12 protein-coding genes are annotated in these 13265 nt (G+C 61.6%); 9 read left to right on the top strand and 3 right to left on the bottom strand.

The genetic code is table 11. The annotated features are described in order from the left end of the window. Nucleotides 1-405: 405 nt before the first annotated feature. The 3 genes from FNJ47_RS09610 (at nucleotide 406) to FNJ47_RS09600 (ending at nucleotide 3181) form a co-directional block, all read left to right on the top strand. Entirely contained in the window at nucleotides 406-2061 is a 1656-nt protein-coding gene (locus tag FNJ47_RS09610; RefSeq protein ID WP_163152836.1) for a type II and III secretion system protein family protein, read from the top strand. A 12-nt stretch (nucleotides 2062-2073) separates the two neighbouring features. Then, complete coding sequence (locus FNJ47_RS09605) at nucleotides 2074-2472, top strand: hypothetical protein (protein ID WP_163152835.1); 399 nt, start codon at nucleotides 2074-2076, stop codon at nucleotides 2470-2472. A gap of 142 nt (nucleotides 2473-2614) precedes the next feature. Next, entirely contained in the window at nucleotides 2615-3181 is a 567-nt protein-coding gene (locus tag FNJ47_RS09600) for a tetratricopeptide repeat protein (RefSeq protein WP_235999709.1), read from the top strand. A 359-nt stretch (nucleotides 3182-3540) separates the two neighbouring features. Here the strand turns inward: FNJ47_RS09600 and FNJ47_RS09595 are convergent, their stop codons facing one another. Beyond that, a complete protein-coding gene (locus tag FNJ47_RS09595; protein WP_163152834.1) occupies nucleotides 3541-4683 on the bottom strand; it encodes a hypothetical protein in 1143 nt (380 codons plus the stop codon). 223 nt (nucleotides 4684-4906) lie between these two features. Further along, nucleotides 4907-5173, bottom strand: coding sequence for a hypothetical protein (locus FNJ47_RS09590; RefSeq protein ID WP_163152833.1), 267 nt, complete (start codon nucleotides 5171-5173; stop codon nucleotides 4907-4909). A gap of 306 nt (nucleotides 5174-5479) precedes the next feature. Here FNJ47_RS09590 and dinB point away from each other — a divergent pair, with 306 nt between their 5' ends. Continuing rightward, nucleotides 5480-6727 carry a DNA polymerase IV gene (dinB, locus tag FNJ47_RS09585; protein ID WP_163152832.1) on the top strand — a complete coding sequence of 416 codons (1248 nt, stop codon included), beginning with the start codon at nucleotides 5480-5482 and terminating at the stop codon, nucleotides 6725-6727. Between the two features lie 168 nt (nucleotides 6728-6895). Here dinB and FNJ47_RS09580 read toward each other — a convergent pair whose 3' ends face one another. Then, entirely contained in the window at nucleotides 6896-7666 is a 771-nt protein-coding gene (locus FNJ47_RS09580) for an SGNH/GDSL hydrolase family protein (protein ID WP_163152831.1), read from the bottom strand. A 31-nt stretch (nucleotides 7667-7697) separates the two neighbouring features. On the opposite strand from FNJ47_RS09580, the gene FNJ47_RS09575 reads away from it, so the two are divergent. The 5 genes from FNJ47_RS09575 (at nucleotide 7698) to FNJ47_RS09555 (ending at nucleotide 13262) form a co-directional block, all read left to right on the top strand. Beyond that, the gene (locus FNJ47_RS09575) at nucleotides 7698-8762 is read left to right on the top strand and encodes a hypothetical protein (protein ID WP_163152830.1); all 1065 of its coding nucleotides are present in this window, start codon (nucleotides 7698-7700) and stop codon (nucleotides 8760-8762) included. A gap of 940 nt (nucleotides 8763-9702) precedes the next feature. Then, a complete protein-coding gene (locus FNJ47_RS09570) occupies nucleotides 9703-11061 on the top strand; it encodes an ABC transporter substrate-binding protein (RefSeq protein WP_163152829.1) in 1359 nt (452 codons plus the stop codon). A 70-nt stretch (nucleotides 11062-11131) separates the two neighbouring features. Further along, nucleotides 11132-12106: a carbohydrate ABC transporter permease gene (locus FNJ47_RS09565; protein ID WP_206685301.1), complete on the top strand. Its 975-nt coding sequence runs from the start codon at nucleotides 11132-11134 to the stop codon at nucleotides 12104-12106. Beyond that, a complete protein-coding gene (locus FNJ47_RS09560) occupies nucleotides 12103-13065 on the top strand; it encodes a carbohydrate ABC transporter permease (RefSeq protein ID WP_163152828.1) in 963 nt (320 codons plus the stop codon). Before FNJ47_RS09565 ends, FNJ47_RS09560 begins: the two co-directional genes overlap by 4 nt. Further along, nucleotides 13062-13262, top strand: a complete 201-nt coding sequence (locus tag FNJ47_RS09555) for a hypothetical protein (protein ID WP_163152827.1) — start codon at nucleotides 13062-13064, stop codon at nucleotides 13260-13262. The genes FNJ47_RS09560 and FNJ47_RS09555 overlap by 4 nt, the downstream gene beginning before the upstream one ends. The last annotated feature ends 3 nt before the right edge of the window (nucleotides 13263-13265 follow it).

Raw genomic sequence — 13265 nt, 5'->3', positions numbered from 1 at the left:
CCACGCGTTGAGCTCCAGGCGCGGGTGGTGCCGGGGCGCGGCTGGGGCTGCGTCGTGCCGGGCGGCGGGGCGACATGGTCCGTGCTCAGTGAGGAGGTGGTGCGGGGATGGGATGTCGTGTCGGTTTCTCGGGGGCGGGGGCGGCGCGGCGGGGCTCTTTCCTTGCAATCAAGGTGGGGGGCGGGGGATGATCTTGGAGCCGTCATTAGCGGTCAGGCGCGACGTGTCCGGAGTGAACTACGTTCTGGTTCAGCTCAGCGCGCCGGGGAATGGGAATTCGCGAGTAACTATTTGTAGTCGGACAGACTGTAAGCTCTACGGCGTGGTGCACGAACTGGAGTGATCGGGACGTCGGGGCCGTAGATTTACGGGGATCGTCGTGGAGACGCGGCGAAGGGGATTGGCATGATGGGAAGTCGCGTTTCGGTTGATGCGGGACTTGGGCTGGTCGCCTTGAGCGCGATGGCATTTGGCGCTGCGGTTGCCCTGTTTCATTTCACCGATCCTGCTACTGCCGCGGAGCGGCGGGCTCCGTCGTCCAGCGGCGTCTTCGTCAGCGAGATGAGCGACGTCCAGCGTGTCAGGGTGACCCTCAATAAGTCGCGCACCTTCAGGGTCGATACCGCGTTCTCATCGATCGTTGCGGGTTCGCCCGATATCGCCGACGTGAAGTCGCTGAGCGACCACCTGCTCTACATCCAGGGCAAGAAGACCGGCACCACCAACGTCATCCTGTTCGACAGCTCGATGAAGCAGATCGGCATCCTCGATGTCGAGGTGACATTCGATATCGGCAACCTGCAGCAGAACATCCATGCCGGCACTGGCAACCGGGGTATTCGCGTGTCCGCCTCCGAAGGCCAGGTGGTGCTGAGCGGAACGGCCGCCGATGCCGTCGCCGCCGAGCGGGCGCTGACGATTGCCAAGGGCAGCGTTCCCGAGGGTGCCATCGTCGTCAATGCGATGAGCGTTGCGGCGCCGCAGCAGGTGATGCTCGAGGTGCGCTTCCTCGAGGTCAATCGCGACGCCGGACGCCAGTTGGGCGTGAACCTTTATGCAGCGAATGCCAATGGGACTAATGTTGGAAATACGGGGGTAGGCGGGGCCACAGCGGTAGGCCGAAGGCCGATCGGTGGTATCAACAATGCTGCCCTCGGCAATGGCGGGGGGCAGGTTGGTTCTCCTCCGACGGGGAGCCTTCCGGTACTTGGAACAGCGGGAACGCTCCTTGGTGCCGCCGGCGGCGTAGCGCCCGTTCCGTTCGGAAGTTTGTTGACCAGCATCGTCCGAACCAGCAACGGCGGCTCAGTGGACCTGTTGATCTCGGCATTGGAAACGAAGGGATTGGTTCGCTCGCTGGCGGAGCCGAACCTGGTCACGCTGTCGGGCGACGCCGCGCGCTTCCTGGCCGGTGGCCAGATTCCAGTTCCCACAGTGCAGCCGGGAAGCGTAAATGGTTTCGCCCAGGTTACGACCCAATACCAGCCGTTCGGCGTGGAATTAGCCTTCGTTCCCACGGTCCTTTCGCGAGGCACTATCAATTTGAGGATTGAACCTTCGGTAAGCGAACTCGACTTCTCGAATGCTGTGACGATCGCCGGGACTCAAGTCCCAGCGCTGACTAGTAGGAGCGCGAGAACCACCGTCGAGCTGCGTGACGGCCAGAGCTTTGCGGTTGCCGGCCTGTTGCAGACCCGGAATGTCCAGGACGTATCGCAGTTGCCCTGGATCGGCTCGGTGCCGGTGCTCGGCACACTATTCAGCAGCAAGTCCTACCAGCAGCAGGAAACCGACCTCGTCATCATCGTGACGCCGCGCCTGGTCGCGCCGGCGGCACCCGGCCAGCAACTGGCGTCGCCGCTCGATTCCCGGCTGCCGGCCAACGACGTCGATTTCTTCCTCAACGGTCAGATGGAAGTTCGCAAGCGTTACGACGACTACGTCAATTCCGGCGGCGAGGTGAAGGGACCCTATGGCCACATCATCGCGCCCAATGCGGTCGTGCCCGCTCCGGCGCCGGCGGCCGTTGTCGACCAGCCGGTCGTCAAGACCCTGAACTAGAGGAGGCGAGAGATGACCGTCAGATACCTCGCTTTGCTCGCTCCCTTCCTGCTCGGCGGCTGCTACGGCGTCTACGGGCACGACGAGATGGACCGCTATGTGCAGCGTTCCGACACCATCACGATGAGTGCCGGCAATGCCAAGGAGGTCAACGCCGTCACCCACACGATTCACCCATGGCCGTCCTATGTCGGCGATCGCAGGATCGCGTACGACGCGCGGCGCGCGACCGACGCTGTGAAACGCTACGGCACCCAGCAGCGGCCGCTCGATCAGCTCCCCGACGTGGGCGATCCGACCAAGGCGATGGGCCAGCCGCCGCCCGTCACCACAATTCAGAACGTCAATACAACCGGATTGGGCGCGGGGACCGGTGGATCGGTGGCCGTCGGGGTAGGCGGCGCCAGGTAATATCCTTGCAGCGCGGCCGGATGCCGGGGCAGGGACTCGGAAGAGGAAATACGACGTTGGTCTCTGGCGCTGACTTACGTTTCGGTCGTGCTGTCTGTTTTTCGTAGGTAGTTTCGCGATGATGTTTCGAATGGGGCAAGAGATGCGCTGGACTTGGGGAACGGGGCGAGGATTGCATCGTCTCGCGCCGGCGCTGATCTGTTGCTGCTTGGCGACCGGCCTCGGCGCCTGTGACTACACGACGCGGGAGGCGGCGATCGTAGCCCCCGTGGATCCGCCGGGCGGCGATCCCGTGCAGGAGCCGACCGACGTCAAATATTATCCCTCCGATGAGCCGGTGCGGATGGGGCTCGAGCAGTACAACCGCGGCAACTACGGCATCTCGCAGCGCTATTTCAAGGACGCGGTCGAGAAGGCGCCGAAGGACGTCACAGCCTGGGTCGGGCTCGCGGCAAGCTACGACAAGATTCGCCGCTTCGATCTTGCCGATCAGGCCTATGCGCAGGCGATCCGGCTTGGCGGCGAGACCGTCCAGATCCTCAACGATCAGGGCTATTCCCTCATGCTGCGTGGCAATCTGAACGGCGCGCGGCGGAAGTTCGAGAAGGCCTATTCGCTCGATCCCGGCAATCCGGTCATCGCCAACAACCTCGAGCTTCTCAACGGCAGCCGGAAATTCATCGAGCGGCCGCCGAACAATCAGCCGTAGGCTGCGGCCGCGAATAAGGCGCGTTCCGTATCCCTTCTGCCACTGGAAGCGTCAGTTGCAGAAGCCCGCAAATGTCATACGCGATAGTCTCGGGCGACCGGACGTTTGTATAATTTCGGAATATTAGAAGAATATCCCTGAGTTGCCCGACGTGTCAAGTTGCTCGGTCGAACGCCGGCCGCCGCCGGCTCCTTTGCATGGGGTTGTTTTCGATATTTTGGCAGCGCCCTCGACGGCGGCAGCTCTAAAGCGGGATGAATTTTGCTTGAATCGGCCCGCCAAGGCTTCGGATCACCTCTCCCCGCCCGGTAGAGGTGAACTTTCGACGCCGCACAAGCTCAACCTAATTCCATCAAGCTCTAGTTCGGTACCAGCACGGCATCGACGCGGCGGCTGCTTCGTGTGCTGATGATGATCGCGCCGTTGCGGATGGCAAACCGTGCACCGGCGAGCCTCGGAACTTTTTCGGTCAGCGGTGACGGCAGTGGAATCATTCCGCCGGTGACGGGATCACCGACGTTGATCGACGGGCCGCCTGCGCCGGCCGAAGGCGCGGCCTTGATGTACTCCCTGATCAATTGAGTCTCTTCTCGCGAGAGGCTGAGTGCGGGCTGTTCGCTGTTCGCCGCCTTCCTTTCCGCCTCGGCCTTGCTCGCCGCTTCTTCCTGTTGCGCAGCCTCGCGTTTCGCGGCGTCCTGTTCGAGCCGTGCCAGACGCTCCCTCAACGGGACGAGTTCCCGGCGTAGCATGACGATGTCGGATTTCAGCGAAGAGTTCTGACCGAGGGCAATCGCTGCTGCAACGCAAGCAACGACCGAGATCAGGCTGAGACATGCAACCGCCAACCCCGGCAGTCCCACGCCATTGACCGCTTTCCGATCCGGCACGTCGCCCGCTGAACGCCGACGCCGCCCTCGCGCAAATCCCGGCATGCTGCTGCGGAGGAGCTTTACAAGTCGCGAGAGCCACGAACCGCTTTGGTCCGTTTCGTGAATGGAGCCAAATGTCGGCTCTAGAACGATCGGGGCATGCACAAGCAGTTCGGGGGCTGCGGCTGGGCTTGCGGTCGAGGTCGTGCGATCGGCGAGGTCGTGATCCATCACGCGGGGGATTTGCCGATCAATGTCGTCGGACCGGTCGACAACAGCATCGCTGACCGCATCGTGCGTGTCGGCGGCAACGATCTCCAGACGCTCTGCTTGCTTTTCGTCGAGCTCCTGCGCGTTGCGCTCCAGTTCGATGCGTTCCTGTTCGGCGCGGGAAGCTTCAAGCGAGCGCAGGAGCGCGAGTCCGGAATCCGTGATCTGCAGTCCGGCTTCATTGATCGAGGCCCATCCGGACTGGAACACGTCGGCGTCGCCAAGTTCGGACGATCGCTTCAACTTCGTGGCCGCATCGCCTGCCGCGATCATGCGCTTGACTTCGCGGCTGACCTCCTCAAGTGGAATCCGCTGCTCGGGTCTTGCGGCCAGCACACTCAAGATCGCCAGATTGAATCGCATGCGGCGCCTCTCGATACCCCATCAACGGTCGTGCAGGTGATTCGCAAGTCTCACCGGAGATCGACGCGGGGGTATGATGCCGCAATGGACACCCGTTAGCCAGAGAGCGGAGCGATTGTAGCGAGCCCTAACCGGGCAAACAATCCGGCTCCAGGCGTACGACGGATGGATAAGCCTGCCCGCGACCGGCACGCGCCGGGATCATGTCTGCTGAAACGACGCTTCAGAGAAACTCGCGCAGCCTGGAAAGCTCGATCACATGCTCCGGCGACAACACGTCGGGGACGAGGGGAGGCTGCGACCTGGTCCGGATTTCGTAGAGATGTCGCGTCTTCTCAGGCTTGCTCATGAAATTCCGAATGCAATGGTCGAGCGTACCGTTGACGACCATGTAAGGCGCGCGATCCTCTCGCCGGGAATTGTTGAGAGAAGGCCATTTGTAAAGGTAGGCCGCGGCTTGGAAGTCCACCTGATGAGAGTGGTCGGTCATTCGAAATGTCTATCCGAAAAACCCTGTTCGTCAAAGTCGGCGGCACATCAGCGGGGCGGCCCGGCCGGGTGAGAGCCGCGTGTCGCCGCGTCTATCCTTGGCAGCGCGTGCCATCGTGGATGTGGAGCGATCTGCCGACGCGCCTCGCGCGGATCCTTTCCCGAGCCGTCGACGGCCCGCGGCTCCATAGCGCCGCCCGCCGCGACGACAAAAAAGCGAGGTTGAGAATGTTCCTATTTTGTTCTAACGTTCGCGGCCCCGCCCAATGCGAGCGGCGTCGGTCAAGTCAGGAGCGAATGGGGCGAGATGGCAGATGCAGCCACCATCCTTCACGCGGACCTGGATGCATTTTACGCGTCGGTCGAGCAGCTGCTTGAACCGTCGCTGCGAGGCAAGCCGATCGCCGTCGGTGGCGGCGTTGTGCTTGCCGCCTCCTATGAGGCCAAGGCCTTCGGGGTGCATGGCGGCATGTCGGGACGGGACGCGCGCCAACTTTGTCCGCAACTCATTTTCGTCGGCGGCCACTTCAGCGATTATCAACGGCTGGGTGACGCGGCCATCAAGGTGATCGGTGACTTCACGCCGCTCGTCGAGCGCATTTCTATCGACGAGGCGTTCGCGGACGTTGCCGGCTGCACTCATCTGTTCGGAACGCCCGCCGAAATAGCGGCGACGATCCGGCGGCGGGTGCGCACCGAGCTTGGGCTTCCGATCTCGGTGGGCGTCGCGCGCACCAAGCATCTGGCAAAGATCGCCTCGCAGGTCGCAAAGCCTGACGGGCTCGTCGTCGTTGATCCCGCCGCCGAGCTCAGCTTCCTTCACGCATTGCCGGTTGAGTTGATGTGGGGAGTAGGGCCGGTCACGAGGACGCGGCTGGACGCGATCGGTGTCGCGACCATCGGGCAGCTCGCCGAATTGTCGGAACGTTCGCTGACGCGGTTGCTCGGTCCGGCGGCCGGAGAGAAACTTGCAGCGCTGGCCTGGAACCGCGATCCGCGACAACTCAAGCCGCATCGGCGCGCGCGATCGGCAGGAGCGCAGTCGGCGCTTGGCCGAAAGCCCGCGGTCGTGCAGATCATTCGCCCGACGCTGCTTCATCTCGCGGATCGTGTCGCCACGCGGCTTCGGGCGAAAGCCCGGCCCGGACGAACCGTGACGGTGCGCGTTCGTTTCGCCGACCTGAAGTCGGTGACGCGCTCGATCACGCTCGATGCGCCGGTGTGCACGACGGTGACCCTCGCCCGGCTCGCCGAGAATTTGGTGCGCGTCACGTTAGCTGACCACCCGGGCGAGAAGATCATCTCGCTGCTGGCGATCTCGGTGTCGCATCTCGAGGAGCACTGGGATCTTGCGCTGGAGCTTCCGCTCGGACTAGCGGATGAAGCGCTACGCCCCGGCAGTCCGACCGGGATGGCCCGCTGGGCGGCCGACTGTGCGATCGACAAGATCCGCGATCGCTTCGGCTGGGAGGCGATCGGATACGGCTCGGCGGCGCTCGAGGCTATTCGTTCGGTGCCCGACGCGTTTCGCAGGCTTGCCGAGAAAGACCTCTAGCCCGCTGGTTCACGCGCTTGTCAGCACATTAAGAGATGGCAATTTGGAATCGCAGGCTTGTGAGTGGTGACCTCACGCGTTCGGTCTATTGACGCGCGATCTGCGACAGGCGATTTCCTGCAACGAGCGGCCGCCGTCCACCCGTTGCGTCGCAGTCGAGCTGAATAGCTAGGGCGAGCCAATGCCGTCTCTGGTGATCTTGGTGAGCGCTTCGTATCCGGGTGGTGTGAGGTGCAGCAGATCGCTCTTGTAGTTGGCGCACGGCGTCGTCATTCCGCACGCGACGCCAGAGGCGTCGATCGTTCTGATTCCGAGTTCCCTGCTTGTCCTGCTGAGTTCGGAGTTGACATATCCAATGTTCTCAGCCGCGCCCTTCATCTGCTCGCCTCGCGGGAGAATGTGGATGCTATAGATCTTGCCGCTCGGCCAAAGCGATCTGATCTCGCCAAACAGCTTGCGATATGATTGCATCACTCCGCAGGGCTTATCGAGATAGATGTTGTTGGTTCCGACCAGAACGATAATCCTTTTTGGCTTGATTTGCCGCAGTCGCTCGCGTTCATGCTCGATGAACCAGAGTGTGTTCTGAATCCTGTCGCGTCCGACGCCGAGATTGGCTACGGGTCCAGCGCCGAGCGCGCCGGATAGTTCTTTCGGCCACGCCTCAACCAGCGAGTCACCCAGCATGACCGTTGAAACGTCACTGGTTAGGCTGGACACATTTCTTTCATATTTGCGCAGAGCATCCGCATTGTCAGGCACAGTCGCTGTTACGGCGAATTGCGTATCGGTCTTGTCGCATACGGATCGCGCATTTTGCGCTCGGCCCTCGGATGGTAGACAGAGCGCCGCGACAATTGTTAACGTCACTGCAGCATAGACAATCGATGTCGTTGACGCGGTGTGGCGGGGTTCTCCATCGGGTGTGTTCGATGTCATTGAGCGGTTCCATCTGAGGGCGGTCAATCCGATGTCGCTGAACATTTCGATCCTGGGACAGTCAAACAGCATCTTGAAGGCGGGATTCTTTCAAAAGTTTCTGGATGCTGACGACACAATTGATGTGAAATCAGCAGGGCGGATCGGTGCGTCGCCGTCCTTGCTCGGTCCTTACTTCGCCCAGGGCGACTTCTTTCAAGGCTCGGAATTCTGCATTGTCGATACGTGCGTCATCGATTTTTCGCTCCTTTCGGCCAATGCGATCGACTATTACGATGTCGTGAGATGGGTTGAGTGGATTGGGCATTCTGCCAAACGCGCCAATTGCGAACCGGTTTTCGTCTGCATACCGGTGAGCGACGTCAATGCATCAAGAACGATCATCTCTGCCTGCATCTCGGTCTGCCAGAAGCAGGATTGGTATTACCTTGATGTGAGGGACATCATTGCGGCCGTCGCCAAATCCAGGAATGTGGATGCGAAGGAACTATACGCGGACGGCAGCCATCCGGCCGAGTTCCTGTCGGGAGAGATAGCGGCGCACCTTGGCAATTTCTTGACTAAGATAAGGAGTGCGGAGACTGCAACGTGCAAACGCACGTTTGCGTTCACGGCTTACGAACGCGTCCCCCTCAAGGATCAGATACAGAGCGCGCCGGTCGAATACACGTCGAGGCTGATAACGTTCTCCGGTGCCAGGCTTGAACGCGGAGAGACCTATCCGATCTACGTCGGGTCGGATGCATCGGTCTGTGGCCTCATGGTCAATTCAGCAGCTTGCAAAAGCGTGCTGTCGATCGAGGGAGACCGAGCCTTCTACAAGAACCTGCGCCTCAAGCCCTATCACCCGACAAACTTTGAGGCGAGGCTCATTCCGATTTGCAAGCCAATTCGAGACCATCAGGGCGTCGTCAGGCTATCGCTGACGAACCAGGATGTCCGCATGAGCGATGTTACCATGCATAGCTCGAACGACGGGAATGACGATGGTTTCATCGAGGCGGCCGATCTCGTCGTCGAGCGGGGATACGATTTGATCACGTACACGACCACGCGGCCCGCCGATCCGGCTTCCATCAGATGGATACCTGATTGATGGCGGCGCCTCCATCGGGTGGCCAACGCAATCTTTGTCGCGCGACAGATCGACGTGTCTAAGTTCGCAGAAATGTAGCGTGACGCCTTCTCATAGCATCGCGTGACGGTTAGGATCGATGCGGCTTCGAATTGTCCGTAGACGCTCGCTTCGGGCACGCGTGGGTTCTGCCGCTATGAAGCGGCATTGACGGCATCGTGCATCTTGTTTCACGTCGCGATGCCAGGGGTTGCCAGGCGCTCGACGGCAATGCTGCCGATCGCGCGGAGCGCTGCGGCGCATGCGCAACGCGGCTTTGCCAACACCGCCGATGCGTTCGACAAGGATATCGAGCCGCCGACCCCCGTGTTCGAGGGGAAATGAACGTTCAGTAAAATGATTTATTAAACACGGACGCCGGGCCACGCTTGGTGTTTTTCGTGGTCGGCGTAGCGCCGGGTCGCGTTGCCAGGCGCAGCCGTCAAGACTGTGCGAGAGCTGCGATCCGATTCGTCGTAATCGGAGGCCAGTCGTCGCAGCCTTTCATGTCATCGTGCGGCTGCGATGAGATTCTGCTGCAATACAGCAAAATTCGGCCTCCTTGCGCGCTGCGATGATCCGCGCGGCGATCGTCGCCCGCTGGAAGTCCGAGAGTCCCCATCGCTGCACTGCGGTGGATACGTTCGTGCCAGCGAGCTTGGCGAGCCTTTCTTTGGGGCACGTGAGAAACCGCCTTGACGGCCTCCCGAATTTAGTAATACGTTTAGTATTACAAAAACGATAAACATCGCGCATCGAGCAGATGTGTGGGAGGAGCCCAGCCATCCGGACTGCAATGTCCGGAAGCGCTTCGTTTCGCCCTCCATCATCGCTCATCAACTCGTTTTCGAAATCCTCGGCGTCAATCCGGCAGGGATGCGTCGAGCGGGTTAGGTGCTTCAACGATATGGAGGAAATGGATATGCGAAGATTGGGATGGTTACGCAGTACGGCGGCGTCCGTGGTTGTTGCGGCCGCAGCCCTCGGGGGGCTCGGCGGCGGGCAAGCCGCAGCGCAAGGCAAGCAGCTGACACTTTGCTGGGCGGCTTGGGATCCTGCCAACGCGCTGGTCGAGCTGGGCAAGGACTTCACCAAGCAATCCGGCATCGAGATGAAATACGAGTTCGTCCCCTGGACGAGCTACGCCGATCGCTTCCTCAACGAACTGAATTCCCACGGCAAGCTCTGCGACCTGATCATCGGCGACAGCCAGTGGATCGGCGGTGCCGCCGAGAACAAGTGGTACGTCAAGCTCAACGACTTCTTCGATAAGGAGAAGATCTCGATGGACGATTTCGTCTCGGCGACCGTCGTCGGCTACTCGCAGTGGCCGAAGAACACGCCGAACTACTGGGCGCTGCCGGCCATGGCCGATGCCGTGGGCTGGACCTACCGCAAGGACTGGTTCGCGCGGCCCGAGATCCAATCCGCGTTCAAGGCCAAGTACGGCCGCGACCTGGCGCCGCCGAAGACCTATGACGAACTGAAGCAGATCGGCGAGTTCTTCCAGGGCCGCGAGATCGACGGCAAGAAGGTCTATGGCGCCTACATCTTCACCGAGCGCGGCTCGGAGGGGATCACGATGGGCGTGACCAACGTGCTCTACAATTACGGCTTCGCCTACGACAATCCGAAGAAGCCGTACCAGATGCAGGGCATCGTCAACTCGGCCGACGCGGCCAAGGGGCTCGAGTTCTACAAGGAGCTCTACAAGTGTTGCACCGCGCCGGGCATGACCAACGCCTACATGCAGGAAGGACTTGATGCCTTCAAGTCCGGCCAGGTCGCGATGCAGATGAACTGGTTCGCCTTCTTCCCCGGCCTCTACAAGGATCCGAATGTCGGCGGCGACAAGATCGGATTCTTCGTCAATCCGGCCGGTCCGAAGGGGCATTTCACCCAGCTTGGCGGCCAGGGCATCTCGGTGGTGGCGACCTCCGACCACAAGGACGACGCGCTCGCCTACATCAAGTGGTTCGCGCAGCCGGCCGTGCAGCAGAAATGGTGGCAGATCGGCGGCTACTCCGCCCTCAAGGCCGTGGTCGACGCGCCCGACTTCCCCAAGAGCGCGGCGTTCGCGCCGCAATTCCTGGAGTCGATGGGTATCGTCAAGGACTTCTGGGCCGAGCCGTCCTACGCGCAGCTGCTGCTCGACATGCAGAAGCGGGTGCATGACTACGTCGTTGCCGACAAGGGCACGGCACAGCAGGCGCTCGATCTCCTGGTCAAGGATTGGACCAAGGTGTTCAAGGAGCAGGGCAAGGAAGTCGCCTCGCAATAGACGGCGCCCGTACTCCACCTGAACTGGCTTCCCCGAGGGCTGCCTCGGGGAGGCCGAACCAGCCCAGCCGATGGACACGATGACGACGATCCTGCAACCCGATCATGCTACGATCCCAGGCGTGAGCAAGCCTGCCAAATCCCGCGCCGCCCGGCGCGTCCACGGTCTGTCGGACCGGACCATTGCCTGGCTGTTCGTCGCGCCGACGATCGCGCTGCTGCTTGCGATCAACATCTTTCCGCTGATCTGGATGATCCGGCTGTCCTTCACCAATCTCAACCTCAGCATGTCCTATCTGCCGCTGCGGTTCGTTGGCCTCGACAATTTCAGCGACATCCTCAACGACGAGGACGTCTGGCTCCGCCTGCAGACCACGGCGCAGTTCGTGATCTCGTCGGTGGCGTTGCAGGTGGTGGTGGGCTTCGGCCTGGCGCTGTTGATCAACCGTCAGTTTCGCGGCCACAGCTTCTGGACCACGATCATCCTGCTGCCGATGATGCTGTCGCCGGCAGTGGTCGGCAATTTCTGGACGCTGCTGCTGCAGCCGCAGATCGGTCCGTTCAATCATCTGATCAGCCTGTTCACCGGCGTGCCGCCGAGCTCGTTCAGCATGACCGGGCAGGTGTCGCTTGCGCCATGGACCATCGTGCTGGTCGATACCTGGATGTGGGCGCCTTACGTCATGCTGATCTGCCTCGCCGGGCTGCGCTCGATCCCGGATTACATCTATGAGGCCGCGGAAGTCGATCGTGCCTCGGCATGGCGGCAGTTCTGGTCGATCACGCTGCCGATGACGGTGCCGTTCCTGATGCTCGCGGTGCTGTTCCGCGCCATCGAGAATTTCAAGATGTTCGACATGGTCAACCTGCTGACCTCGGGCGGGCCAGGCTCGACCACCGAGCTCGTCTCGATCTCGCTGAAGCGCGCCGCGTTCGAGAAGTGGCGCACCGGCTATTCCTCGGCGCTCGCCATCATCCTGTTCGTGACCGTGTTCGGTGCCGCCAACATTTACGTCAAGACGCTCAACAAGGTGAAGCAACGATGACCACTGCCGCCACCAAATCCACCGCGCATTCCATCGTCGAAGCCTCGCCGCGCGCCAAGGCGTTCGCCAGCGGTCTCGTCATCCTCTATGCCGTGATCACGATCCTGCCGCTGCTGTGGATCGTCGCCACCGCCTTCAAGTCGCAGAGCGATGCTATCGCCTATCCGCCCAAGGTGATCTTCGAGCCGACCCTCGAAGGCTACGTGAACCTGTTCACGGTGCGCACGCGCCAGACGCCGGACTTCATCGCCAAGCTGCCGCCGCCGCAAACCTGGTACGACAAGCTGGTACGGCAGCGCGACATGGTCATCGCCGGGCCGTCCAAGGTCGTGCCGCGCTTCGTCAACTCGCTGATCATCGGCTTCGGCTCGACCTTCCTCGCGGTCTTCCTCGGCACGCTCGCGGCCTACGCATTCTCGCGCTTCCGCATACCCCTGGCGGACGATCTGCTGTTCTTCATCCTCTCCACCCGCATGATGCCGCCGGTTGCGGTGGCGATCCCGATCTATTTGATGTACCGTCAGCTCAACCTGACCGACACGCGGCTCGGCATGATCCTGCTCTATACCGCGGTGAACGTCTCGCTCGCGGTCTGGCTGCTCAAGGGCTTCATCGACGAGATCCCGCGCGAGTATGAGGAGGCCGCCCTGGTCGACGGCTATACGCGGCTGCAGGCGCTGCGCAAGGTGGTGTTGCCGCAGGCCGTCACGGGAATCGCGGCGACCGCGATCTTCTGCCTGATCTTCTCCTGGAACGAGTACGCCTTCGCGGTGCTGCTGACCAGCGGCGAGGCCCAGACCATGCCGCCCTTCATCCCCTTCATCATCGGCGAAGGCGGGCAGGATTGGCCGGCGGTTGCCGCCGCGACCACGCTGTTCGTGGTCCCGATCGTCATGTTCACCGTGCTGTTGCGCAAGCACCTGCTGCGCGGCATCACCTTCGGAGCGGTGCGCAAATGAGCGGGTCTGTGGTTGCCAAAGGTAGTGTAGCGCGCTGGTTCCGTCGCGGGCCGTGGGAGGCCATTGCGATGACCCTGATCGGAGGCGGCATCGTCATGCTGGTGCAGCCCTGGTCGATCGATCTCTACAGCTACTCCTTCGTGACGATCCTTGCCGGTACGGTCGGCTTCGTCATCGTCAGCCATTTTCCGGAATAGGGC

The organism is Bradyrhizobium uaiense (genome assembly GCF_010811875.1).
In the GTDB taxonomy this organism is placed as follows: domain Bacteria; phylum Pseudomonadota; class Alphaproteobacteria; order Rhizobiales; family Xanthobacteraceae; genus Bradyrhizobium; species Bradyrhizobium uaiense.
This window is presented reverse-complemented; position numbering and strand designations above follow the sequence as displayed.